Below are 26,169 nucleotides of genomic sequence, written 5' to 3'. Positions count from 1 at the left end.
ATCCTTCCATATTGCATTAAGCATAATAAAAAACGGCCACTATAGAGTGGCCGTTTCTAAATACAAATCTAATTAGAATTTGTAATGTGCTGATATTTGTACGTATCGAGGAGACTGGTAAGAACTAGCTTTCAAATAGTTAGGGCTTCTCGCAGTTGATCCTTGTTCGTAATCATTCACCTGATCAAATGTTGTAGCTTCTTGATTGTTGAATACATTAAACACAGTTGCTTTGAGGCTTAAACCTTCAGCCCAATTTGGCGAATAGCTAACACCTACATCGGCATTAAACAACCAAGGAGTTCGTCCTTCATCGCCACGCTCTGTAAGCTCTTGTTGTCCATCGTCGTTCATACAATAGAAGCTAGATGCTCCGTATCGACTGAAGTTTGGCGCATCATATCCAGTTGTACCGTCACCTGTAAGCATATCATCAGTTTTAACAAAACCTTGACAGCTCATTGGGATCCCCGAAACTAATGAAATATTTGCAGAAACTAGTAGTTCCTCAGTTATTTCATATAAGCCGAAGGCCTTAAACTGGTGAGTTCTGTCTGTAGGTAAATTACCTTCTGATCCATGCATAAAGTTCTGGTGATCGAAATCCTGTGTAGCTCCAGGATCTTCTTGAGCTAATGAAGTGTTCACATAACCTTCAGCATTACCGTATGTTCGTGAAAGAACATATGAGAAGCTCGCCTTCCAACCATTACTCAACGCCTTGTCAGCTGTAAGTTCTAGGCCGTAATAATCACGTTGATACTCAGGCAGACCGTGATAGGAATTGGGTGTTGTTACAGATGTGAGGTTGCCGTCATTTTCTAGATCCATAGCAATAGTGATATCTTCACCTGGATTAATCAACATACAACCTGCCATAGAGTTCGGGTCAAAGTTGTCGTACCCGTTATCTGCAGCCCACTTAGTAAATCCGTCGTGACCACAAAAGTCATCCATGCCATTTTGCAGTGTTTTAGCTGTAAACTTAGCGCCAGCACTCCAATCATCACTGATAAACTGTTGGTAGCCAATAATGAACTCATCTTGATACATTGGAGTTAAGTTTTTATCTGCAATACGTTCAGGCTGAGGTATTTGATTGTCGATAATTGGTGCACCAACAATATCTCCTATTGTCACTGGAGCTTCTGTTCCGTCAGTTTTACGACCATCAGGCAATAAATACCAGCTTTGATTATATGTTTCTACTCTTGTTGAACGGATGTTAGTATTTGCTGTTACTGGAATATAACTACGGCCAAGAGTTGTAAATAACTTAGCAGATGAATCGCCATTGACATCCCATGAGAAACCTAAGCGAGGTGCTATCAGATTGCTAGATTCAACGAATACGTTACCATTGCCATCCATATTCTCGAATGACTCACTGCGTACTCCGAGGTAGACCAACATATCATCGTTTAACTGCCAGTTGTCTTCAATATACCAAGCGGTATTTTCGACACCAAATGTAGCGGTTTCTGTGTTGTGCAAGCGAACACGAACAGTTTCCGTACCTTCAGGTAAAACGACACCATTAATTGTATTGTCATTACCGGCATAAGCGTTCGCGTAACGGTAATAAACTCCACCTGAGGGGTTTGTACCTGGAGATGTTGAGTCATATTTCTGTGAGTCATATCCGAATCGAATACTGTGATCACCTAGAACCCAATCAACATCAAATTTCATGCTCTCACGTTCATCTTTATCTTCGACTTGATCGGTAATATAGAATTGACCAGGTTTATTCCAGCAACCAATTGGGACCCAGTTATTGCCTGGGGTCGTATCATATACGGCTGGGCAGTCATCACCAGGTAGATTCGGTACTTTCAGATATGTATTTTCTAGCTTACCAAACATAGCATTAAAAGTTATATTGTCAGTAAGGTGACCAGTATAGGCCAAAATATTAACCGTTCCGCCTTCTTCGTATGTAAACTTGCCTGTTTCTTCACCATGCTTACCAACAATTGAATTACCGTCTGCATCGTGGTCATTGAAATAGTTTGTTCGGTCATACTTTTCAACATTGTTGATATGCGTGAGGCGTAATGAATGATTATCGGTAATAAACCAATCGACTTTGGCTAAGTAATTGGGTGTAGTGTTAGTGTATTCGTAACTGCTATCTTTCCCATAGTTTTCGCTTTTGTTATTTTTGCCTTCGATATTAGCAAAGAAAAAGAGCGAGTCTTCAATAATAGCGCCGCCACCAAATACGTTGTAGGCTAGTTCATCTTTTGAATCATACTGATTCGATACACTTAGAGTGTCATATACGCTACCATTTTCATCGATATCTAACAGTCTTACATCTTGGCCTGAAGCTCTAAGTGAATCAGGAGCATAGTAGGCTGAACCACCAAACTCCCATTCGTTAGAGCCTGATTTTGTTACTACATTGATGACACCACCGAGTGAACGACCATACTCTGCACTGTAGCCGCCAGTTTTAACCTGAGTTTGTGCAATAGCATCTTGAGGTACTGATGCAAAACTGAGCATTGTACGCAGGTTTGTTACATCCATTCCGTCGATGTAATACCCGTTTTCAGCGATTGACGACCCGCCAAAAGAGGGAAGATTTCTGCCGAATGCATCACCACCTTGAATAGCTCCTGGTGCTAATAAAGCAACTGCAACAGAGTTTCTTGCCATCGGTAATTTGTCTATTTCTTCAGCTGTAAATACTGTTGAAGATTCAACGCTAGAAGTATCTATTGAAGTAATTCGAGAACCAACAACGCTTAGCCTTTCAGGTGTATCAGTAAGTGAAACAAATGCACCAGTACCGATAACAACAGTGACTTCTTGTTTATTACCTAAGTTATCACTAACGACATAAGTACCAGGTGCAATACTGTTCATATTGAATCGACCAGTATCATTAACGGTGATTGTACGAGAAACACCTGTTTTTGTATTTTTATAAGTAATCTCAGTACCGCTAGAGGCCTTACCGTATATAGAACCCGCAGCGCTGTTAGCTAGTACGGGGGTGCTTATTGTTAGTAGCGTCGTAATTGACGCTGCCAACAATGAACGTTTGAAATTCACTGTCTTCATGTTCAATCCTTGTGGAAATATATCGTTGTTATTTTGTTGTTATTTTGTTGTTCTTCTGTAGCGAAGCTGATGCTATACGGTTGCATACTTTAGATCAAATTGCTCTAAAGGGAGGATAAACCTAATACTTAAGACTGATTAGGGGTTAGGTTTGATTGAAAGTATTTAAGTAGTAGGTATGACTGCTTGATTAAGGTTGTCTAGATGTTTCACCTGAAATACCTATACACACTTTGAAATATTTTGAAATATATGCTGTTACAGCAGCAATATTATTTTGCAGGTGATTGACTGGAACAAAAAAATGGCAGTTAACTAAGTGGGGAGCTTAGTTAACTGCCATTTTGTGTGTAAAGCAGAGTTTTTAGTTTCTGACTAAATCTAGCTCTTCAATCAGATTCTGTGCGTGGTCGACTTCATTCATCATCCACAATATGTAACGGATATCGACATGTACTGCACGGGTAATTGTTGGATTAAAGAACCAGTCTTTGGTAATCGCTTCGTATGTTGAGTCGAAGTTCAGACCAACAAGTTCACCTTTGCCGTTAAACACCGGAGAGCCAGAATTACCGCCAGTGGTATCTACACTTGATAAGAAGTTAACGGGTACAGAGTTAAATTGCTCTGGTTTATCTAAGCAAGAGAATAGACGGCATAACCAAGACGCTGGATCTTGATATACCGTTGCCACTTTATGACTGCCGTAACGCTGCTCTGCAATCGCTTTTAATAACTTGGCGGGTGCATTAAACGGCTCTACACCTGTGTGTTTGGCTGGAATGCCTTCTAAGCGTGTAAATGGCTGTTTATAGAGTGCATCTTTAGATTGGTAGCCATCGACCATGCCGTAGGTGATCCGCAATGTGCCGTTGGCATCTGGGTATACTGGCCAGTTGTTAGACTTGTAGTAAGCAATGACTGCCTTCATATAGTCCGGACGCGCCATCGACAACTTACCTGCTAATGTTTTAGCAGCCTTTTCACCACTCATATTCTTGTCATATAAAGATACGGCAAGACGAATGAAAGGATCTGAACTGGTTTCAAATGCACTCGCATCTGCATCCATCCAAGCAAGTCGCTTGTCTTTATCAGTTAATGAAGTAAGTGCGTAAAGCCCATCTAGCTTTTCAGAAAGGCTTGCTTCCACATCGCCTTCATTCAGCGCTGTATCAAGTTCGCTAACACGGATGTCTTGGTTCAGATATGCTTCTAAATCTTGTAACCAAAGTGTTTTATCAACGCTCACTGCAAAGCTTGAATCAAGACGCTTAAGACGTGCTTTAAACATCTTCATATCACGCTCTTGGTAGCCCTCTTCTCGCTCTGCATCAGGTTTAGCTTTCTCTTTAGCTAGGCGGTAGAGTTTATTCGCTGTTGCAAGCAGTGCGCTACTTTGCGCATTCTCAAAGTAATAACGGGTTTGACGCTGCTTACGTTGTTCAACCAGTAGTGTTTCCAGTTCATCAAACTGAGTCTGGAAAGATTGGTAAGTTTTGTCCTTTGCTAGCCATGCCTTAAAGTCATCTTCACGAACTTGCTTAATACCCGCGATATCTGTGGCTTTAAAGCCGTCGAGTAGGCCGTTATACTTTTTCATGCGGTTGGCCATACCGGCAAGCTTGCCTGCGTATTTGATCTTCACTTCATTATTAGCAGCGCTCATCGCTTCAATGGTGTCGATACGCAACTGGTAACGAGTGGCAAGCGTTGGGTATAACCAATCACTAGCAAACTTGAGTTCACTAGTTAAGCGGTATCGACTGGTAGAGCCGGGGTAACCCGCAACAAATACACCATCACCGGCTTTAACGCCATCGGCGTTAATCTTTAGATAGCTTTTGGGTTGATAAGGCACGTTGTCTTTATTAAATACCGCTGGTTTGCCATCTTTACCAACGTAAGCACGGAGGAAAGTAAAGTCAGCTGAATGGCGAGGATATTCGTAGTTATCAATATCCCCTCCGAATGCGCCAGCACTTTCTGGCGGCGCATAAACTAAGCGTACATCGCGAATAATGAGTTGCTTAATGAGGTAGTACTCAAGACCATTATGAAAACTACGTACTGAACAGCGATAGTTATCATCAGACTCACACTCTTTTATGAGCGCTTTACGATTGGCTTGGATATTTTCATAGCGTAGTAACGGGTCGTTACCAATATCTTGTTTTACTTGGGTCGATACGTTGGTGACCGCTTCTGTAATATACAGACGTTCATTGGGGCCTGCAGTAGGCTCTTGGTCTTTACTGGTCGCTAAAAAACCATCGGCAAGATAATTATGTTCTTTTTTACTGTTATATTGAATAGCACGGTAGGCACAATGATGGTTTGTGACAACTAAGCCTTGGGGCGAAACAAAACTGGCGGTACAATAGCCCAAACCTACAACGGCATTCATAGGGTAGCGAGTGAGATCGGCGAGTTGTTCTGCTGGGATATCAATACCGCGTTCACTGAGTTTGTCAGCGATAGAGGGCATCTGATACGGCTGCCACTGTCCTTCATCAGCCATAACTGCTGAGGATGACAGTACCCCAGTAGAGAGAGCGATTGCGGCAATCAATGCATTGCGCATGTTCTTTCCTTATATTGTTTTTGTGTGTTTTATTTATTTGCAGGTCGTATGATGTTAATTGCCTGCTCTGCTTGAGCCCGTTTTATACCACATTTTGCTTAATCGTTGGAATTTTGGAGATTTAATGTCACAGCAACGCGCCTTTAAGGCCAAAGAAAAGCCAAGAGATATTCAGATGGATGCGCTGAAGATGCCACCGCATTCAATTGAAGCAGAGCAATCTGTTCTCGGCGGTTTGATGTTAGATTCTGATGCATGGGACAGAGTGGCAGAAGCGGTTGTAAAAGAGGATTTCTATTCGCGAGCTCACGCGATGATTTTCACTGCGATGGAAGTGCTGGTCAGTGCAGGTAACCCAATCGACTTAATTACCGTCTCTGAGCAGTTAGAGCTTGAAGACCAATTAGAAGATGTCGGTGGCTTTGCTTACATTGGCGAAATAGCCAAGAACACACCGAGTGCTGGCAACATTCACTCTTATGCTGACATTGTGCGTGAGCGTGCTGTTGTTCGTGACATGATTAAGGTTGCTAACGAAATCGCTGACGCAGGCTTTAATCCTGAAGGGCGTAATTCAAGTGAACTACTGGATTTAGCTGAGACCAAAGTTTTCAAAATCGCAGAGCAACGCGCTAACGCTAATGAAGGCCCTGAAGGCATTAAAACGATTCTCGAAAAAACCGTCGATAAAATCGAAGAGCTTTATAATAACCCAACCAATGGTGTGACCGGCGTGTCGAGTGGTTTTGGCGATCTCGATAATATGACTGCAGGCTTCCAGTCTGGCGATTTAATTATTGTTGCAGCGCGTCCATCTATGGGTAAAACCACTTTTGCAATGAACTTGTGTGAACAGGCTGCTTTGCATGAAGATAAACCTGTGCTTATTTTTAGTTTGGAGATGCCCTCTGAACAGATCATGATGCGTATGCTGGCATCACTGGGACGAGTGGATCAAACAAAAATTCGTACCGGACAACTCGATGATGATGATTGGGCACGAGTGTCGTCAACAATGGGGATAATGCTCGAGCAGGGCAAGATGTATATCGATGATGGTTCAGGGCTAACACCTACAGAAGTGCGAAGCCGTGCAAGGCGTGTTGCGCGTGAGTATGGCGGCCTATCGATGATCATGATCGATTACCTTCAGTTGATGCAGGTTCCTGCGTTAAAAGACAACCGTACTCTAGAAATTTCAGAGATCTCTCGCTCACTTAAAGCCTTAGCTAAGGAATTAGAGATCCCTGTTGTTGCGCTATCACAGCTTAACCGTTCATTGGAGCAACGTGCTGATAAACGTCCTATTAACTCGGATTTGCGTGAATCGGGCGCAATCGAGCAGGATGCCGACTTGATCATGTTTATTTATCGTGATGAAGTGTATAACGATGACTCTGAAGATAAGGGCACCGCTGAGATTATTATTGGTAAGCAACGTAACGGCCCTATTGGGCGTGTACGCTTAACCTTCCAAGGGCAGTTTTCTCGTTTTGACAATTATGCAGGCCCGCAGTTCGAAGAAGATTAATTGTTGTTCATAACGATTTTTACTAACAATAAATCACTACAATAGAGCCTCAATGAGGCTCTTATTTTTTGATAACATCTAACAAGGCTAGTTTTGAAACCATTTCCACGAGCAGAGATCAGTCGTAAAGCGCTAAGCCACAATTTAGCCCGGCTGCATGAGTTGGCGCCTAACAGTAAAGTGATGGCGGTAGTAAAAGCTAATGGCTATGGTCATGGCTTGTTGAATGTCGCCCAGTGTTTAGGTAATGCTGATGGTTTTGGCTTAGCACGCCTTGAAGAAGCGCTGGCGCTACGAGCTGGTGGCGTGGCAGCTAAACTCCTACTACTCGAAGGTTTTTTCCGTATCGGTGATCTAACTACTTTGGTTGAGCACGACATCGAAACCGTGGTGCATCATGAGTCTCAGCTTGAAATGTTGGAAAGCATAAATTTGAGCAAGCCGGTCACTGTTTGGCTTAAAGTCGATAGCGGCATGCATCGTCTTGGTTTTTCGCCGGCGCAGTTCGATGCCACTTATCAAAGGTTAATGGCCAATGACAATGTCGCCAAACCTATTCATTTGATGACTCACTTTGCCTGCGCCGATGAACCAAGCAACCCAACTACCGCTGAGCAACAGCTGGTGTTTGATACATTGACCAAAGATCTTCCCGGTGATCGCACTCTGGCTAATTCTGCTGGTGCATTATTTTGGCAGCAAAGCCAAGCTGACTGGATTCGACCAGGAATAGCACTTTATGGCGTTTCACCTGTTTTCGGCGATTTAGGCACTAAACACGGCTTATTGCCTGCGATGGACTTAGTTTCTCAGCTGATCGCCATTCGTGAGCACAAAGCAGGTGAAAGTGCTGGTTATGGTAGCTATTGGACTGCAGAAAAAGACACTAATCTTGGTGTAGTCGCTATCGGTTATGGTGATGGCTATCCGCGCAATGCACCACTTGGCACGCCGGTACTGGTTAATGGTCGTATCGTACCGATTGTAGGTAGAGTGTCGATGGATATGCTGACAGTGGATCTCGGTATTGACGCTAACGATAAAGTGGGCGATCTCGCTGTTTTGTGGGGTAAAGAACTGCCTGTTGAGGAGGTGGCTGAGCATATTGGTACAATCGCTTATGAGCTTGTCACCAAGCTCACTCCTCGTGTTGCTGTTTGCCTAGATTGAGCAAGAGATAAAGTTAAGTCGCTTTTGGTGAGGCGGGATGCCCACCACTGGCGTGAAGACCTTTTAAATTGAAATTACAATCATCTATTTTTGTTGTCGTGGCCGTGACGCTACAACCTTTAGCTTTTGCGAGCACAACGATTATCACTGAGCCGCAAAGTTCGTCTGCGGCCACGACAGAATCATCACTATCCGAGCAAGAAAGCTCAACTGTAACAGCTACTGATTCAGAGTTTGTCGCGGTGCCATTTGCTTTCTCATCTGAGTCGCTAAGCACTGCATTAGGCGCGGCAGGGGTGATAAAGCATGCCGGACAGGTGCAAGCCTCCATTCTAGGAATTGGTTTATACAGTGCAAACGATAGCTGGGTCGGCTATTTAAGTGCACATAACTATCAGATCCCTAACGTCGATAGTTGGCTCTTTTCGGTTGAAACTTATCAAGCGGAGTTTAAAGAGGGGGTTTATTACCTTTTGGACTCTACAGCACCTCATCAAGAGACCAGCAAAGTGGTTACCTTTGGTGATGAATCCTATACCCGTTTGCATGCCAAATATGTACTACCATGGGGACGCGGCAGCGCAGGCGCAGCACGCAGTCTTGCCCGCAGTAAAGAACCTATCAGTTGGGATCCACTTAATTCTGGCGTGACCAGTATTAAAGTCAGTCCGTTTATACAAACTCGTGAGTTACAGGGCTATGAATACTTACCTGAAAAAGCCCAAGGTGTTGCGTTTGAGTTAGATTGGGACAACCGTGATAACGGTAAAAACAGTACTCAAGGCGGCCAGACAAGCCTTAAAGTGAGCCGAGATTTTGGCTCTAACGAGCGCAATAGTTGGACGACATGGGAGTTTGAGCAGAGTGCGTTCTTTGCTATTGGTAGCAACGATTGGTTTGCGCAGCAGGTGATGGCATTTAACTTTTATTTGGCCGATACCCCGACTTGGAATGCGCAGAGTGGTAATAACTATCATCGGCCTCCTTCATTCGCTGGAGTGAGCTTAGGTGGTTTTGAACGCCTGAGAGGTTACGCCAGTAAACGCTTTACGGGTCGCTCAGCGGTAATGTACTCGGCAGAGTACCGAATTCAACCAAGATGGCAGCCATTACAGCAGTGGCCGGTATTTAACTTGTACGATATTCCATGGTGGCAATGGGTGGTATTTGCTGAAGCGGGGCAGGTCGCTGATGAGTTTGACGCGGCAGCACTGCATGATGACTTAGATTGGTCAGCGGGTATTGGGGCACGTTTCGAGGTTGAGAATGTGGTTGTTCGCGCTGAGCTGGCTTATAGCAAAGAAGACAGTCAGTTTTGGGTGATGGTTAATCAACCTTTTTAAAGCCAAAACAGATTTAGATAATAATCAAAAGTAGATAAAAAGGCACCCGAAGGTGCCTTTGACTTTTGCAGGGGTATAACTTTAGCGTAAACCTAGGGACAAGTTAGGTTCTCTGCTGTAGCAATATTTTCTATAGAATAAACCCATGGTGTTCCATGACTTTCACTGGGCTGTGACAAGTGGCACAAGCTTCTTTCGCATCTTTAGCATTGCCGGCATCATTGACATCAACAATATGGTTAGCATCCTTGTTAGCACCAAAGTAGCCACCGTTGCTTCTGATATGAGACATTGCAGCATCTGACAGGTACTTCTGGTGACAGCTCATACAAGCGGCAGCGTCAGGAGATGCGTACCAAGTCTCTACTGTATCTGTATTACCTTCGCTAGCGATAAAGCTTGGTACAGTGTGTGCCTGACCTGCATTTCGACCAAGTTCGAAACCATACTTAAGTCCGCCATAACCTTCAGTCGCTGAGTGACAAGTAGTACAATCTGTCTTCAAGATAGTACCGCTACCGCCGTGGCCGTTGTCGTGGCCACTCGCTTTATGTGCTTTATACATAAAGCTTGTAGACTTCATTTCTCCCCAAGCAACAGGCTGATGATCAATTTCTACAGCTCCTAGTTTCTTATCGTTGGTATGACAAGCAATACAGTTCACACCATTTGAATCATGATAGAACTCATAGCTGTGGCAACTATGGCATGATGCTGTATCAATAATTGAACGGCGTTCAGCCACTACCGCTTCAGAATCTGCTAGCACCGTACGGTAAGCGGGAGTCTGAACATAAGCCGGATAAGCATTGCTCGAATCACAGTTAGTACGCTTATCAGTTCCCTCTTCGAAACAGACTTTCAATACCGGTAGAACTTCGAGTGAACGTGATGCTATATCTGTAGGGAAATTGATAGTCACAGCAACACTTACCGAGTTATCAGCATTCCAAGTTGCTTTGGTGTCATCTTTAATATCGATTCGACGCTCACTGTATGGCGCTTGATTATAATCAGGGTAATCCTTTTCAACATCCCAACTTACAACCATATAGGGTTTGCTGTAACCTAGTTTATAGACTTCAGCTTTTGTAACTCGCTCACCATTAGCAGCCATTATTTTCATGTCAAAGCTAATCAAGTTAGTAGCGTCAATTGCAACATTGCTGACTTCTACACTGTAATCATTAGCCGCTTGGTATGGTTTAGCTGCTTTTGAATGAACTTCAACACTATGACAATCGGTACAAACCAACTCAGGGTTCTTATCTGATTTATGTTGTGCAGGTGAGTCGGTATGACAACCGGTACAAGCATTGGCATTTGCGTTTGTAAGCCATAGATCTTTATCTGCTAATGTTTCATCTTGAACATGACATACAGCGCAATCCATAAACGGTTTAGTTGGGAATGCAGGATAATCAAATGCATGGTCGCCACCGTAACCTGCGATGGTATAAGGCATAGGAACGACATTGCCTTCAGCATCCTTTCCTTCGCGCTCAGGTCCCATATGAATTGCATGTACCATATGACCTAACTCAACTGAAACATCATTTGGATCGGAAACAATGCCGTTGTGACATGACTGACAGTTTTCAAGATCAAGTCTGCGACCACCGTGAGCCTTAAGGCTGTCCGGTTGGTGACACGTGTAACAAGTTTCAAGTGTTACCAACTCGCGGGTCTCTACCCCCTCGGTCGCATTGGTTGCTGGGACCCAGTCATAATGGGCATTTTCAGCTAGCTCATGGCCCGAGGCATATTCAAACTGCATCTCGATAGCAATACGCTGAGTCAAGGATGAATCAAAGACCACTCCAGCAGGATCAACCGCTGTGGTTAAGTTAGTATTGAATCTGTAGGTATAGGTACCATCTTTATGATCGACAAGACACTCTGCACAGTTTTTTATCTGCTCAAAGCCTTGCTCGAATGTGGTTCCTTCATCGTTTGTTGCTTCATTTAACAGAGATATCCACTGTTTAAGATCTGAACCTTCATTGGTTTTTAGCTGGGCTAATGAGAAACGGAAATCATGATACTCATTTTCAGCGCTAAGACCATGTAGCCCTACACCCTGTTTGTTTTCCAGCTCAAAATTAACGGTAATGATTCCGTCTGCATAAGTTGCGTTGCTGATTTCAGCCATTGCCTCTGTAGCCATATCAATATGCAGACCAGAGGTACCTGGATCGCCTGGTCCTCCAGGTTGTCCATCTTCACCATTTTTGCCATCTTCACCATCTGAACAGCCTGAGATTAGAAATGCTGAGCTAATCAACAGCGCTAACGATGCTTTTTTTGTTGTTATCATCATACGTTCCTTAGAAATAACCACTTTTGGTTGTTGAAATGTTAGTGAGTTGGCTTTGTTGTGAATATGAAGTGGATCACTGATGATGAATGAATGTTTTTGGTGTAAACGTCTTTGCCTGCCTTTAATGTTGGATGAATATCTTGATATTGGTATTCTAGTTGGTTGTTTGTTTTTCTTTATTGTGTTTTCCTGGGTTTATGCTTCAATATTCGCAGGGCGAAAATGTGAAATGCATATATTGCAAATCTAAAAACTGAAATTCATTAATTTACATGCATAAGTCACATAATTGAGCCTTAACTAAAGTAAAGCGGTAGAATTTAGATAACACGCATACCTATGCGATAACTATTGGTTTAAATTAGTGTACATAAGAAGCGAGTAATCTTTCTGAGGTTGGATGAAGAAGTTAAATGCGAATAGCTTGTTTGATATTCAAGTATTTGTTTTGCTGTACGAATTATTAAATGCAACGGCAGTAAGCAAAGCGCTTGGGGTACCAAGCTCAAAAGTAAGTCGGAGCTTAAAATCAATTAGGCATTCGATGAATGCACCGTTATTTATTCGTAAACAACAGGGGTTCGAGCGAAGCAGCCTTGCTGATGATATTTACCCTAAAATGAAGAAAATCGTACAGTTAGCTAAAAAATGCGAAAGCTTTGACATTCATCTTGAAGGCCCCCGAAAACGTGAGCTAATAATTGCATGTCCTCCAACATTATCACTGAATCTTTTACGCCATTTACAAAAAAGAGCGGCTGAAGAAAACGACGACTTTATATTCCACATCAAATCCTGCCATAGCAACGTAGGCGAGCTATTAAAGCAACAACGGTTAGATATAGCTGTGACATATAGCGCGTATAATACAGAGCAGTTATCTTCAAGACTCATTGTTAAGTCAAATGCTTATGTGATGGTTGCTAGCGGTCAACATTCAGTTCTGGCGCTAAATGAGCCACTACAGCTTGATAATATTTTTTATTACCCATACATCAGTTTCGCAGGGAATGAACAGGAGGATATTACGGATCCCCTGGAATGCTACGCGCTAGACTGCCATCGTAGTTTAAACGTGGTTGCAAAGGTATGTTTGTTAGCAGATCTGATGATCCAACTTGAAAGCAGTAATGCCATTGCACTTTTATGCTATAGAGATGCGATTGAGTTTCTTTGTCAACGAGGAGATATTTCTGCGAAGCAGTTAGATGACTCAACCTGCAAATTGATTAATCAGCGCAGTGGTCAATACCATCACTATATTACCCAATCGAGAAAGAACGCAGATATTCCCGCTTGGTTAATACATGAAATTCAGAATTATATAAAAGGAAATATGGTTTTGCCTGCTGGAGATATAAATGAAAAAACTGAGTAATATTAGTATTAGTACTATTGAGATATTTTGTCAGTTATACCTCAAAGGCAGCACCAAAGTTGTTGCAAACGACCTTTGTCTATCGCAGCCCAAAGTGAGCCGTGCGCTGAGTGCTTTAAGGGACGTTTTTGGCGATCCTCTCTTTATTAGACAAAACAATCGGCTGGTTGCTACAGAACTGACTCATGATTTACATGCACCGTTAGCAGAAATATTAGCTTGTAGTCGTTCTATTGAGAAAGATGCTATTGAAAAGGTACCTTCCGCTGAACCGCCTATCGTCATTGCGACGGTGCCACAGCTAGAAATCGGCTTAGCGCAGGAAATTGTTAATGATGCCATCAATCATCAACAAAATCCCAATATTGCAATATCAACCACTGCTTGGTCAGAACTCAGTGAGCAGCAATTGATTGATGGTGAGATCGAAGCCGCAATTTGCTTCAAACCGTCAACGCGTAAAGAAATCTTGTCGAAATCCATTATCCAGCATAGAGGAGGGTATTTAGTTGCGCAATCCTATCATCCTATTTGGGACGCCCCTTCAATTGACAACATGATTAATTACCCCATAGTAAAGCTTGCCACTATGCCATTTCCTGCAAATAAATCTCCAATAGGGGTTTATGCTGCGTCACAGGGCAAGCCTATGCAGGTGTATGCAACAGCTCCAGATCTTGGTAGCGCAGCGAGTAGTTTGGTTAATTCCGAGGCGGTTATGATTGTAGGGGTGAAGGCTGCAGTTGATTTTTTAGCGAGCATTAGTGGTATAAAGGCTAAAAAGGTTGACTATTCACAAGATCGAGCACTATTGAAAGGTTTTAGTTATCCAACTGTTTATCTGTGGCTAAAGAGAGCATCTGACGGTAAAGTTATTTCGCCGATGTGGTTACAGCAAACACTAGAATCTTATATCATCAAGTCTCATAAATAATATTAAAATCAATTGGATTGGTGTTATTCACACTCAGTTTCCTTGGCTGTTATATGGACGGTTATTCGACACTTACGAATAGTAAGCATCGCAATGGCAAAGAAAGAGCGCGAACGTCGATATTACTATTTCTACATAGCAGATACAGCCGCAGTTAATTAAACTTTATCTTATAGAAAACAGAGAGCGGTTAATATTTAAATAGTGGTAAAGCTATCGAATAAAAAACCGAATGAAACTGATTTCCATTCCTTAATAAATACTTTTTGAAATTACGCTTTAAAAGTAAGTGTATGTTATTTATGGTTATTTAAAGATGTCTCCAGTTGTATCTCACAGTCGTATTCACGAATGTGATCTGCTTAGTAAAGTTAGTTAGCTTAGGTTAAACAAGCGAAAAACATTTAGCGAACTTGCTCACGAAATGTTGAACATTATGTTGAAAACCACACGTCAATATCACACTTCTCTCTGCAAGTTTTTTTAATTTTCAACATTAGGCAGACAATTACCTTATTAAAAGTGTGGGCAAACACGCACTTAAAATGCGCCATTTAGGCGTGACAATGTTGTTAAATGTCGAGGTAACGCAAAATGAAAAGACGTACTTTTTTGCAGGCAACCAGTGCCCTAACTGCTGGAGCTGTGCTTGTTGGCTGTGGTAGTGATGATGACTCTATTGATTGGACTCCTATTGAACCTGGTAAACCTATCCCACCCGATCCAGATAAAACTGCCCCTTACGGCTACAGTGCCTGTTTGGTGAACTGCGGATCAAACTGCCCAGTAAAAGTTTTTACCAATGAAGATGGTTCTATCGCAAATATTGAAACTGACCACAATATAGAAGATGAAGCGGGCAAGCTGCATCAAGTTCGTGCTTGTGCTCGTGGTCGTTCGCTTAAGCAGCGCACTTATGCTGCGGATCGTTTAAAGCAACCAATGAAGCGTGTTGGTAAGCGAGGCGAAGGTAAGTTTGTGCCTATTACTTGGGATGAAGCTGCTGCTGAAATCGCCAGTGAATTACAGCGCATTGCAGGGCAGTATGGAAACGACTCGATTTTAAAGCTTTACGGCACCGGTGCATATTACTCCGTTAAATCATCAAACTGGTTTAATCGAGTTTTGAACCTTAATGGTGGCTTCTTAAAAATTCAAGGTAACTATTCATGGCAGCAGCTTAACTTTGCCTCAAAAGCAACTGGGCATTATGGCACCAGTGGTTCAACACTTAATGGCTTAGTCAATTCAGATCTGTTTTTAGGCATAGGTTACAACCCGAATGAGATGCGTCAATCAGGTTCTGGTGAAGGCCGTGACTTCTCCGAAGCACTAAAAGCAAACCCAGGCTGTGAAGTTATCATGGTCGACCCGCGTTATACCGACTCTTGTTTAGGTAAAGAAAACGAGTGGCATGGTATCCGCCCTGGCACTGATTCAGCATTTGCTGAAGCATTAATGTATGAGGCTATTTCTCAAGGACATGTTGACCAAGCATTTATGGACAAGCATGTTTCTGGTTATGACAAAGCGTCATTAGAAACTTTAAAAGTTGCACTTGAAGCTGACGCAGACAAGAAAGATCTTGCCCAGTACGTTGATGTTGAAGAGAACTTCCACGACTACATTATGGGTGTGGGTAAGTTTGTTGCAGAAGGTGCTAAAACACCAAAATGGGCAGCGGCCATATGTGGGATCTCAGAAGATGCGATTAAGTCAGTGGCGCAAAAGATCATGTCGGCTAAAAATGCCTTTATCGTTACTGGCGCAGGTGTGAATCGCCATGCTAACGGTGAGCAAGCAATGCGTTCATGCTACATGTTGCCATGGGTATTTAATCAAGTTGGTCGCTTAGGAACTTCAAATGGTGCGATGCCGTCACAAGGTCGTTCAGGCTTAAGTGCTTCCGGCATCTCAGGCCTTTCAAACCCAATCGATACAACCATCAGCTTCTACAATTGGGAAGAAGCCATCCGTAATCATGAAAACATGACCGGCAGAAGCCACGATGTAAGAGGGCTTGAAGATTTAGATACGCCACTTAGAACACCGGTTAAGTCCATTTTTGCGCTTAACTCAAACGCACTCATTAACCAGCATTCAGAGACAAGTCTGACAGCTAAAACGCTGGAAGATGAAAGCTTATGTGAGTTTATCGTCGTCAGTGATTGCTGGATGACACCAAGTGCTAAGTTTGCCGATATCCTGCTGCCAGATACTAGTTGGTTGGAAACTGATGACTTTGCATCGGCATCATACGCTGCTGGTAACACAGGGTACTTGACTGCCATGCGCGGTATTAAGCCAATGTTTGAGTGTCGTAACTACTTTGAACAGGGCTTAGCGATAGCCAAAGCCATGGGTAAAGAGGGTGAATACACCGAAGGTAAAACTGAAGAGCAATGGATGGAAGAAGCTTATGGCAAAGCGGTAACTAATGCTAACAATGCTAATGCTATTCCAGCTTTGCCTGCGACCTTTAAAGAAGCACAAGATATCGGTATTTTCCACTATAGCAACCCAGAGCCCGTGATATCGATGGACTCTTTTGTCAATGGTGGTGAGGCGCTTGGCACTCCAAGTGGCAAAATTGAGATGTACTCAGTTGCCATGGCTCAGTTTGGTGTTGAACGTACATTCGATAAAGATGTTCAAGGTGATTACGTTTCTGCTTTACCTAAGTATCAACGTACTTGGGGGGGGTATGAAGATAGCACTGAGAATGTGGATACTGACTTCCCGTTACAACTCGTGGGGTACCACACCAAAGGTCGTACACACTCAAGTTACCATAATGTGCCATGGCTCCGTGAAGCGGTAGAAGATGCTGTGTGGATGAACCCGGTTGATGCCGCTGCTCGTGGACTGAAAGATGGCGACATGACACAAGTGACGAACCAGTACGGCACTTTAGAAGTTCCTGTGCGTATAACACTTCGCGTTATGCCGAGTGTTGCAGCGCTTGGACAAGGCGCTTGGTATGCACCGAACAAGAGCCGTTTAGATGCCAATGGCAATCCAATCGATGAAGGGGGCTGTATTAACACGGTAACACGTTACCAGCCATCGCCTTATGCGAAAGGTAATCCACAACATACCAACCGTGTTCAGGTAAAGGCTAAGTAGGGGAGTAGATCATGACTAATTTAATTCAAACAACTGAAGCGGAACAAGTTCAATACGGTTTCTATTTCGATAGCTCTAAATGTACTGGCTGTAAAACCTGTCATGTATCGTGTAAATCACGTGGTGATCTTCCTGATGGTATTATTCAGCGTCGGGTTTATGAGTTTGTTGGTGGCAGTTTCAGTGAAAATGCTGATGGTAGCTATAGTAACGACATTCATACTCACTACACCTCTATTGGTTGTAACCACTGTAGCGAGCCTGTTTGTGTCAGTACTTGTCCAGTAGGCGCTATGCATAAAGAGCAAGATACAGGCCTGGTGAAAACCAATGATGACAAATGTATCGGTTGTAATATGTGTGCCCAAGCTTGTCCATATGATGCTCCGCAAATGGATACTGAGCGTAAAAAGATGACCAAGTGTGATGGTTGTTCTGATCGTTTAGAGCTAGGTAAAAAGCCTATTTGCGTTGAGTCTTGCCCGTTGCATGCGCTTGATTTTGACACCATGGAAAATCTAGAAGCTAAATATGGCAAAGGCGATACTCACCTTAAACCCTTACCTGATTTTTCTGTAACCAAGCCTAACCTCATTGTTAAGAATAACCGCCATGCCGGCAAAGGCGGCGCTGTTATTAATAGCAGAGAAGTATAATCGATAGCACGGGGCGCCTAGGGCGCCCTGTTTACTTGATGTGAGGTAAAAATGACAGAGTTAAAACAAACCACTTTAAGCCCAATGACAAGCACGCGTAGTGAAAAGCCTGCTGCTGTTTTTGATATTGAGGAAGCCGCTGGCATTGCCAAGTTGCTGCATAACGTCTATTTCGCTTACCCAAGTGCCGATTTCATAAACTTACTGGCGCAAAATGAGATCAGCAAAACTTGGCATATGTTTGCCGACAGTGAAGATTATCGTTTAGGAGTCAGTCACCTTTCAAGCTACTTAGAGAGCTGGAGCGATGATAAATTAACAGAGTTAATGCTTGATTATGGCGATCTTTATTTCGGTGCGAGTATGCCTTTGGCTCTACCCTGGGGCTCTTGCTGGTTAACTGAGCAGCGCTTGCTTAATGATACCAGTACCCACGAGTTGCTTCGTTTCTACGGTGACCATGGTATTGAGTTACAACTAGATAAAAATCAACCAGCCGATCATATTGGCATCTTTTTATCAGTGATTTCACAGCTGCTAACAGTCATGTCTGATCCAACAAAAGAAAGTCAGCACATTGAGTCAAAGCAGGTATTGACCCTGCTGTTATCAAATCATCTACTGACTTGGTCTGAGCCATTTTTACAAGCAAGTATTGATAATGCAAAAACCGAGTTTTATCGTGGTATGGCATTGTTATTAAAAGATCTGTTAAATGTCTTAACCACCGAGCTAAATATCCTGTCTGCGGTGCATGTAAAGAGTCGGCACTAATGAGTGTTATAGCGGCAACAAGATTACAATTTAAGAAGAGTGCTTTTGCCGAGGAGGTTGTAAAGCACTTGGTTGCCGAAAATGAAATACGCGATCTATTTAGTGCCGCCACCTCATTGGAAACCACTAGTCACATTATTGCCGCTGTTGTTGGTAGTGAAGCACCTGAGCTGTTAGAAGTCAGCCCGATGAGCGATTTATTGATGTTTAATTCGCTATTTACTTGCCTGAGAGTACTATTTGTAAAGCAAGTGCAGGGGACTGATTTAAGTCAAGGCGAGCAGCAGATTGTGTCCCTAGCGAATCGCTTTGCAAAAAAGCTCACTAGTAATGAAAACAGTATTCATCTGCAAGGAAACATTGAACTGGTGATAAAGCTATACAATCAGTTGCAAACACTTGCTAAAGCGGAGGTTAGAAGCCACCGCTCTATGTGTTAGTCGCAGATAATGTTGAGATAACCCAGTGTTTTAGACCAGACGGGTAGTGAGAACTGACTGACTAAAGGTGCCGCATGAGGATCGCCAATGCTATTAAGGCCATCATAACCTCCCGATAGGCTAATCGTTTCAATTTGATGGTCTGCTTTGGCAATGTGTATGGCCTTATCTAGCTGATGCTTGCAGGTAAATTTAGTCACCTCAAAATTTGTAATCGGCAAGCCATTATTACCTTGAGCCGTGATACTGATACCTCGACTGCGAACTAAAGGGTAATGTTGTTTTGCTTGCTCTGCACTTCTTTCTCGAGCTCTCGCCAGTGCCTGCTTAATCTCGTCAAGGGAGTTTAATTGACTGAGAGGTTGAGCCATCGGTAGCAGTTGCAATATGCCTGTTGTGTTGTTTAAGGTAAAATATTGGCCATGAAATTTGATAACAGCATTATCTTCAAGCGTGAGATAACTTTGCTCTGGTTTAGCAGCTTGCTTTTCTAACCAAAAACATGGCTTTCCCTTGCTGCTAAGATCGTGAAAAACAGCAATGGGGTTACTTCCCTCTGCAATGGCACTATCGAATGCAGAGCAAATGCGATAGACGCTTTTAGCAGAAGAACGGTGTTGGATCAGATCGCCTCCTTTTAAGTGGTTACATTTTTCTTTGGTTAGTGATGGCTTCCATGCTGAGACGGTTGAAATTTTTTTCTGTTTTTTTATTGTCATTTCCCAATGCCTTTTTGTCTCAGAAACAAACGGATTTTTACAAATTAGCCAGCAAATACAAGCTCTGCAACAGTTATTGATACTAAGATCTATAAGCTGTGATGCTGGTCTGTACATCTGTTATTTTGTTGTTGAGTGATGTTTTTTGTTGGTTATAGAAAAGGTTTTTAGACACCTTTACTTAACTTTGCAGTGGGTTGCTAAAGAAGCTTGTAACCTAGCCTCACTTCTGACAATTTACGATTAATGGCTATATTCAAAGAGCTCCTTTTCACTTGCTACACTTTAAACATATTGTTATTAATGCTCATTTATCATTATTAGTTATTTTTGGTTGCGCTACGCCTAAGTGACAATACAAGGTAGTGCTGTCGTTTTAGTTAGTGGCAGTGTAAAATGCGCGCCCGGATCGGCTCTTGTTCTCGTTTTATTTGGTAATTATATGCAAACCCAACTCAACCGCACTTTCTCCATCGCTCCCATGCTTGACTGGACTGATCGCCATTATCGTTACTTTGCACGATTGATGTCTGCTGAAGTGTTGTTGTACACCGAAATGGTGACAACCGGGGCGATTATTCATGGTCGCGGAGACTACCTTGCATACAACCAAGAGGAGCATCCTGTTGCGTTGCAGTTAGGAGGTTCAAATGCTACCGATCTTGCAACCTGCGCCAAACTTGCTGCTGAGCGCGGCTATGATGAAATCAACCTCAATGTAGGCTGCCCGTCAGACCGAGTTCAAAATGGTCGTTTCGGTGCTTGTTTGATGGCAGAGCCTGAATTGGTTGCCGAGTGTGTTGATGCCATGAAGCAGGTTGTTGATATTCCGGTGACAGTGAAAACTCGCATTGGTATTGATGAACAAGACAGCTATGAATTTTTAACCGAATTTATTGATACCGTGAAAGCCGTTGGTTGTAATGATTTTATCATTCATGCTCGCAAAGCTTGGTTACAAGGCCTAAGCCCGAAAGAGAATCGGGAAATACCTGAATTAGACTATGAGCGGGTATATCAGCTAAAGCGTGATTACACCGATCTTAGCATCAGCATTAATGGTGGCGTGAAAACACTTGCTGAGTGTAAGACTCACCTTGAGCAGCTTGACGGTGTCATGGTTGGACGTGAAGCGTACCAGAACCCTTATATATTGGCCGAAGTCGATCAGCAGCTATGTGGTATAGATAAACCGGTACTGAGCCGAGATGCTGTTTTGGAGAAGTTACTTCCTTATATAGAGAAACATTTGCAAGCGGGTGGCAAGTTAAATCATGTTACTCGGCATATCATTGGTTTATTCCAAGGCGAAGTTGGTTCACGTGTATGGCGTCGATATATCAGTGAAAATGCACATAAATCAGGTGCTGGCATAGAGGTCGTAACCCAGGCTAGGCAAGAGATGAAAGCAGTCGTTAGTCTGTAATTTTCACTATATTATTCTACTCAAAGATCATATGTAGTGAAATTCACCTGTGCATGGTGAGTTTCACTAACCTTCGATACTCCCCGTTATTCCTTTTAATATTTCTTTTCGCTGTAAATCAATAAAAATCATCATATTCAATAGATTAGGTTTTATTTTGAAAGTTGGCACGCCACTTGTATTAGTCTCTATGCAATTAGGCGAAACTCGAAAAGGAATCCATTATGTTTAATTCTATTGTTATGAAGACTGTAAAGACCTCTGTACTCACTGTTGCGCTATTAGGTGCAAGTTTATCTGCTCAAGCTGAGACATCGTTAGTCTCGGAAGTGGCAAGTAATATTGAACAAAATATCAGCGCTCAAATGCAAGATATTGTTGCTAAAGCGCAAACAGAATTGAGTCTTTCTATTCAATCTCAAATGTCAGAAATGATGTTCGAATTGGATAGCAGTGAAGAACTTGAAGCAAGTACTCTGGCTGCAGAAAAGGTTGAAACCCCACTGGTAACAAGCGCACTAATTAAGGACTAATTATGTGGTTTATTGCTCAGTTTGCTGGCTTGCTCTTGCTGCCTGTGATTAGTTTAGCGATGTTTGCTTGTCTTGTTTGCTCGCTGCAGTGGCACAAGTTGAAAGATTAAGTTCAAGTGATTGGTTTAGCACTGTTGCTACCAATAACTGATTCATTAGAACTGTTTTGAATGAGTAAAATTTCTAATATAGAAACGCTCATAGATAAATAATAGGGAGATTGAAATGGCTGATTTAATTAGCAGGTTAAAAGACCCATCGTCATTGGTTTGTGGTGTGGCAGCGTCAATGGCCGATAAGTTTGAATGGTCGTGTTTGTGGACTCGTATCGTGTGCGCCGTGGCGGTTTTTTGTAATCCAGCAATGGGATTAGTTATCTACTTTGTTCTCGCCTTGTTGTTGCCTAAATGGGAAAAACAATGCTGATATTCGCAGCTAAAGGAAAAGAGTCTGTGCCGATGGAAGTTAAAGCCGGTAAAGGCTGTGATTACGCGAATTTGAACGGCGGCAATTTTGGCCATTTTATTTAAAAGTATGCTTGTTAATCGAGATACAGATCCAAGCATACTTTGCCAAATTTACCTATATGCAGCCGCTAAGCTATTTTTTTAAAAATGCAGCGAAACGAGATTTTGCTTCATCACTTGCAAGTCTAGCACCAAACTCTACTAGCTCTTTCTCCATTTGCGCCCTGATCGCTTCTTTGTTGTAGCGCATAAGCTGCTTAGTTGTTTGCAATGAAATCGGTGGTTGCTGAGCAAGCTTCTTCGCTTGGTTTAACGAAAACTCAAAAATATCTTCATTAGCAATCACATCATTAATTAATCCATATTGATGTGCCGATTTCGCATCGAAACTTTCACCTAACATGAGTAACTCTGCGGCTTTTACGTGACCGACGACTTGAGGCAGTAAAAGACTGGCTCCCGCTTCTGGCACTAACGCAAGTTTGACAAAGGGCAGCTGAAATTTTGCTGTGTTGTCGGCGTAAACCAAATCGCAATGAAGCAGTAAGGTTGTGCCGATACCGACCGCTGCGCCTGTGACTGCAGCAACCACTGGTTTTTTCAAATCGAGTAGGCAAAAAAGGAATCTAAATGCAGGATGATCTACACCTAAGTTACTATTTTTCAAAAAGTCAGCTACATCATTACCAGATGTAAAGCATTGTGCTTGACCACGGAACATAAAGGCTCGAATTTCATTGTCCGATTCACCTTGGATAAGGTATTCTGTTAGCTGTGTATACATTTGAAGGTTAAGTGCATTGCGCTTGTCAGGACGGTTAAACGTAATAATGCGTACCCCGTTATCGTCCTTAACTTGAATCGTACTCATTCGTTATGTCCTCATGTTGCGAATTGGATTTTAAAATGGAGTTTAAGACATTGAAGCAAATATTCAAACAACTGTTTAACATTACTCTGTTAAGCTGTTTTTCATTCACGGCTTTTGCACAGGTGATGCTCACTGATGGTTATGTTCGTGCAATGCCTGCCAGCGTGCCCAATACCGCGGCTTATATCACTTTAGAAAACCATGGCCCTGCCACTCGCCTTGTTTCGGTTACAGCTCCATTTGCCAAAGAAGCTCAGTTGCACACACTTGTCGATGAAAACGGCATGATAAAAATGCGCCAAGTTGATGGCTTTGACATAGACTCACATGGCAGTTTGATTTTGTCGGAATCAGGTAATCACATAATGCTGTTGGGCTTACATGCACCTCTAGCTGAAGATAGCAAAGTGGAGCTAACCTTAAGCTTTGCTGATGGCCAGCAGCAAGTGATTTCACTGCCAGTAAAAAAACAAGCCGGCTCTGCAGAGTCTGAACATCATCATCACCATCATTAGGAGTAACAGCAAATGCAAATGACATGGAAGAAAGGCGTCGGATTCGCCGCGGTGATCTTTTTGATTGGCTACCTTGTTGCGATTTGGTGGAGCGTTGAGCCTGATGTTATTGAACAAGAGGTTTATAAACAAGATAATGGTCGCCAAGTGACCGGTTACGCCACGACAACGTCGCTAATTTTAACTGTCGAAGCCTTGTTAGACAAGCAGGGAGGTTGGTTGTCGAATGATGTCACACCGCCTTCAATTCTGATGGACAACATGCCAGCATTTGAATTTGGTGCCATTGAACAGGCCCGTGATTTAGCGCTAATTATGCGTAAAGAGTTTAGCCGTTCTCAGTCTCAATCTACAGCAGATAAAGACTTACTGGCGGCGCACTCAAAACTCAATATTGAGCATACGAGTTGGCTAGTGCCAAGTGCTGAAAGTGAGTACCGTGATGCTGTTAAGTTATTGAAGCTGTACCGTGCTCGCATGATCGCAACAGAAAACCCTGATGCGCAGTTTTATGCGCGAGCAGATAACCTAAATGAATGGCTAAAAGAGGTGCAAAAGCGCCTTGGCAGCATGTCACAGCGACTCTCTGCAAGTGTTGGTCAAGAGAGGCTCAATACCGACCTATCTGGTGATAGTTCGGCAAGACAATCAACACCTGGTTATGTAGCACAAGAGATTAAAACCAGCTGGTGGAAAATTGATGACGTGTTTTATGAAACTCGTGGTGCAACATGGGCACTGCTTAATTTCATGAAAGCGGTAGAAGTTGATTTTGCTGACGTGTTAAAGAAAAAGAATGCTCAAGTGAGTTTGCGACAAATCATTCGTGAACTCGAAGAAACTCAGCAATCCGTTTGGAGCCCTATGATCCTTAATGGTTCGGGCTTTGGGGTTGTCGCTAATCACTCTTTAGTGATGGCAAACTATATCTCGCGTGCAAATGCCGCGGTTATCGATTTAACTAACTTATTGACTCAAGGTTAACTATGAAAAAGACATTATTAGCGTGTGCACTATTAGGCTCTCTAGTCGGCACTTCTGCTCATGCTGCTTCTGTTATTGGTTTTAAAGTGGGTGGTGATTACTGGCAAGCTGATACCAGTGGTACTTTTGCTGAAAGAGGCCAGCCGCAACAAGAGTTTAACTATAAAGACTCTTCACAAGGCAGTATCTGGGTTGCAATTGAGCATCCAATTCCATTGGTCCCGAATGTTAAGATCCGTGAGAATAGCTTAGAAGGTAAAGGCAGCATGTCTGGTGCTGATTTTAACTTTAATGGTCATAACTTCATCGGTGATGTAAACGCAACGACTGACCTAAGTAATACTGATTTTGTGCTTTACTACGAGATTCTAGATAACGATATCGTTGCGTTAGATATTGGTGCTGCATACAAGCTTATGCATGGTGAATTCCGTGTAGCCGACGCTGGCCATCCTGAAAGAAAAGATATCGATAGCGGCATTGTGATGGGCTATGTTGATGCACAAGTGGGCATACCTGGTCTTGGTCTTTATGGTTTTGCAGATATTATGATGGGCGTAGACGAGTCAAACGTTTACGATTATTCAGTGGGTCTAGGCTGGAACTTCGATGGCACAGCACTCGATTACCGAATCCGTGCCGGTTACCGTGACTTCAAATTTGATGTTAATGGTTTTGACGGTGTGACTGCAGACATGCAATTTAAAGGTTACTTTGCCGGTGTAGAACTGGTTTTCTAAACTAGCCTTTAAAATTAGTTAAACAGTGCATGACTTAATTGAATGCCAGTCTCTAGGACTGGCATTTTTGTATTTAATGCTAAATGTCTAAAATGCTTAGCTAGCTAAAACAGCGTAGTCTTTATCGCTTAAATTAAATAGCGAAAGGTAGCTTGCCAAATTATGACTTTCTCCAAGCCACGCCAATTGATTGAGGCTGTGTAAAATAAGCTTTTGTGATTTACGCTCTAGCATCAGTTCCACATCCAGCATCTGTTGATACTCATCTGCAGCTAAACAAGATTTACTTAAACGGCGCAGCTTTCGATAGGGAAGCAATACACGTGATTCCCATTTTAAAGTATCTTGTTGCAGCGTTTGCCACTGTTGCAACGAAAGTAAATGGCTTTGTTGATCGAGCCAGATCGCCAGCAGCAATAGATTCACGTTTACTTGGTGCTTATCTTGTAGCTCTAGGCATATTTGTTGATGCTTTAGATAGATATCATCACAATTTTGCCAAAGTAGCCCATCAAGCTTGTTGAGAAATGTCATCTTCATTGTCCATTGAAAAAGGGGCTAATGCCCCTTTAAATTATTCCATTAC

General features: G+C 42.7%; 21 protein-coding genes. 15 read left to right on the top strand and 6 right to left on the bottom strand.

The window, feature by feature from the left end; genetic code table 11:
- Positions 1–72: 72 nt before the first annotated feature.
- Positions 73–3,072 (bottom strand): TonB-dependent receptor plug domain-containing protein, encoded by a 3,000-nt coding sequence (locus K5R16_RS05890; protein ID WP_220736605.1) that lies wholly within the window; start codon positions 3,070–3,072, stop codon positions 73–75.
- 364 nt (positions 3,073–3,436) lie between these two features.
- Positions 3,437–5,656, bottom strand: a complete 2,220-nt coding sequence (locus K5R16_RS05885; protein ID WP_220736604.1) for a S46 family peptidase — start codon at positions 5,654–5,656, stop codon at positions 3,437–3,439.
- Positions 5,657–5,780: 124 nt separating this feature from the next.
- Between K5R16_RS05885 and dnaB the strand changes: the two genes are divergently transcribed.
- From dnaB to K5R16_RS05870, 3 genes are all read left to right on the top strand, one after another.
- Positions 5,781–7,187 carry a replicative DNA helicase gene (gene dnaB / locus K5R16_RS05880; RefSeq protein WP_220736603.1) on the top strand — a complete coding sequence of 469 codons (1,407 nt, stop codon included), beginning with the start codon at positions 5,781–5,783 and terminating at the stop codon, positions 7,185–7,187.
- A gap of 93 nt (positions 7,188–7,280) precedes the next feature.
- A complete protein-coding gene (gene alr, locus K5R16_RS05875) occupies positions 7,281–8,357 on the top strand; it encodes an alanine racemase (RefSeq protein ID WP_220736602.1) in 1,077 nt (358 codons plus the stop codon).
- 68 nt (positions 8,358–8,425) lie between these two features.
- Positions 8,426–9,700 (top strand): outer membrane protein assembly factor, encoded by a 1,275-nt coding sequence (locus K5R16_RS05870; protein ID WP_259649775.1) that lies wholly within the window; start codon positions 8,426–8,428, stop codon positions 9,698–9,700.
- 130 nt (positions 9,701–9,830) lie between these two features.
- Here K5R16_RS05870 and K5R16_RS05865 read toward each other — a convergent pair whose 3' ends face one another.
- Positions 9,831–12,017, bottom strand: coding sequence for an OmcA/MtrC family decaheme c-type cytochrome (locus K5R16_RS05865; RefSeq protein WP_259649774.1), 2,187 nt, complete (start codon positions 12,015–12,017; stop codon positions 9,831–9,833).
- Positions 12,018–12,420: 403 nt separating this feature from the next.
- Here K5R16_RS05865 and K5R16_RS05860 point away from each other — a divergent pair, with 403 nt between their 5' ends.
- From K5R16_RS05860 to K5R16_RS05835, 6 genes are all read left to right on the top strand, one after another.
- A complete protein-coding gene (locus K5R16_RS05860) occupies positions 12,421–13,398 on the top strand; it encodes a LysR family transcriptional regulator (RefSeq protein ID WP_220736600.1) in 978 nt (325 codons plus the stop codon).
- On the top strand, positions 13,382–14,332 hold the full coding sequence (locus K5R16_RS05855) for a LysR family transcriptional regulator (protein ID WP_220736599.1): 951 nt from the start codon (positions 13,382–13,384) through the stop codon (positions 14,330–14,332). The genes K5R16_RS05860 and K5R16_RS05855 overlap by 17 nt, the downstream gene beginning before the upstream one ends.
- A 594-nt stretch (positions 14,333–14,926) precedes the next feature.
- Positions 14,927–17,458 (top strand): DMSO/selenate family reductase complex A subunit, encoded by a 2,532-nt coding sequence (locus K5R16_RS05850; protein WP_220736598.1) that lies wholly within the window; start codon positions 14,927–14,929, stop codon positions 17,456–17,458.
- A gap of 11 nt (positions 17,459–17,469) precedes the next feature.
- Positions 17,470–18,114, top strand: a complete 645-nt coding sequence (locus tag K5R16_RS05845) for a DMSO/selenate family reductase complex B subunit (protein ID WP_220736597.1) — start codon at positions 17,470–17,472, stop codon at positions 18,112–18,114.
- Between the two features lie 51 nt (positions 18,115–18,165).
- Entirely contained in the window at positions 18,166–18,888 is a 723-nt protein-coding gene (locus K5R16_RS05840; RefSeq protein WP_220736596.1) for a molecular chaperone, read from the top strand.
- The gene (locus tag K5R16_RS05835; RefSeq protein WP_220736595.1) at positions 18,888–19,328 is read left to right on the top strand and encodes a hypothetical protein; all 441 of its coding nucleotides are present in this window, start codon (positions 18,888–18,890) and stop codon (positions 19,326–19,328) included. The genes K5R16_RS05840 and K5R16_RS05835 overlap by 1 nt, the downstream gene beginning before the upstream one ends.
- On the opposite strand, the gene K5R16_RS05830 is transcribed toward K5R16_RS05835, so the two are convergent.
- Positions 19,325–20,047, bottom strand: coding sequence for a hypothetical protein (locus K5R16_RS05830; protein ID WP_220736594.1), 723 nt, complete (start codon positions 20,045–20,047; stop codon positions 19,325–19,327). The genes K5R16_RS05835 and K5R16_RS05830 overlap by 4 nt on opposite strands.
- 442 nt (positions 20,048–20,489) lie before the next feature.
- Between K5R16_RS05830 and dusA the strand changes: the two genes are divergently transcribed.
- From dusA to K5R16_RS05815, 3 genes are all read left to right on the top strand, one after another.
- On the top strand, positions 20,490–21,473 hold the full coding sequence (gene dusA, locus K5R16_RS05825) for a tRNA dihydrouridine(20/20a) synthase DusA (protein WP_220736593.1): 984 nt from the start codon (positions 20,490–20,492) through the stop codon (positions 21,471–21,473).
- A gap of 224 nt (positions 21,474–21,697) precedes the next feature.
- Positions 21,698–22,006 (top strand): hypothetical protein, encoded by a 309-nt coding sequence (locus tag K5R16_RS05820; RefSeq protein WP_220736592.1) that lies wholly within the window; start codon positions 21,698–21,700, stop codon positions 22,004–22,006.
- Positions 22,007–22,231: 225 nt separating this feature from the next.
- Positions 22,232–22,432, top strand: a complete 201-nt coding sequence (locus K5R16_RS05815) for a PspC domain-containing protein (RefSeq protein ID WP_220736591.1) — start codon at positions 22,232–22,234, stop codon at positions 22,430–22,432.
- 174 nt (positions 22,433–22,606) lie between these two features.
- Here K5R16_RS05815 and K5R16_RS05810 read toward each other — a convergent pair whose 3' ends face one another.
- The gene (locus K5R16_RS05810) at positions 22,607–23,344 is read right to left on the bottom strand and encodes an enoyl-CoA hydratase-related protein (RefSeq protein WP_220736590.1); all 738 of its coding nucleotides are present in this window, start codon (positions 23,342–23,344) and stop codon (positions 22,607–22,609) included.
- 35 nt (positions 23,345–23,379) lie between these two features.
- Here K5R16_RS05810 and K5R16_RS05805 point away from each other — a divergent pair, with 35 nt between their 5' ends.
- Genes K5R16_RS05805 through K5R16_RS05795 form a run of 3 tightly spaced genes read left to right on the top strand, consistent with a single transcriptional unit; the run spans position 23,380 to position 25,583 of the window.
- Positions 23,380–23,859 (top strand): copper chaperone PCu(A)C, encoded by a 480-nt coding sequence (locus K5R16_RS05805; RefSeq protein ID WP_220736589.1) that lies wholly within the window; start codon positions 23,380–23,382, stop codon positions 23,857–23,859.
- Positions 23,860–23,871: 12 nt separating this feature from the next.
- Positions 23,872–24,843 (top strand): DUF2333 family protein, encoded by a 972-nt coding sequence (locus tag K5R16_RS05800; RefSeq protein ID WP_220736588.1) that lies wholly within the window; start codon positions 23,872–23,874, stop codon positions 24,841–24,843.
- 2 nt (positions 24,844–24,845) lie between these two features.
- Positions 24,846–25,583 carry a TIGR04219 family outer membrane beta-barrel protein gene (locus K5R16_RS05795; protein ID WP_220736587.1) on the top strand — a complete coding sequence of 246 codons (738 nt, stop codon included), beginning with the start codon at positions 24,846–24,848 and terminating at the stop codon, positions 25,581–25,583.
- A gap of 96 nt (positions 25,584–25,679) precedes the next feature.
- On the opposite strand, the gene K5R16_RS05790 is transcribed toward K5R16_RS05795, so the two are convergent.
- Complete coding sequence (locus K5R16_RS05790) at positions 25,680–26,117, bottom strand: TIGR02444 family protein (RefSeq protein WP_220736586.1); 438 nt, start codon at positions 26,115–26,117, stop codon at positions 25,680–25,682.
- Positions 26,118–26,169: the final 52 nt, after the last annotated feature.

It is taken from the genome of Shewanella sp. c952 (assembly GCF_019654975.1).
GTDB lineage: Bacteria > Pseudomonadota > Gammaproteobacteria > Enterobacterales > Shewanellaceae > Shewanella.
Note: the sequence above shows the minus strand (reverse complement) of the source record. Positions and strands in the feature narration are given on the sequence as shown.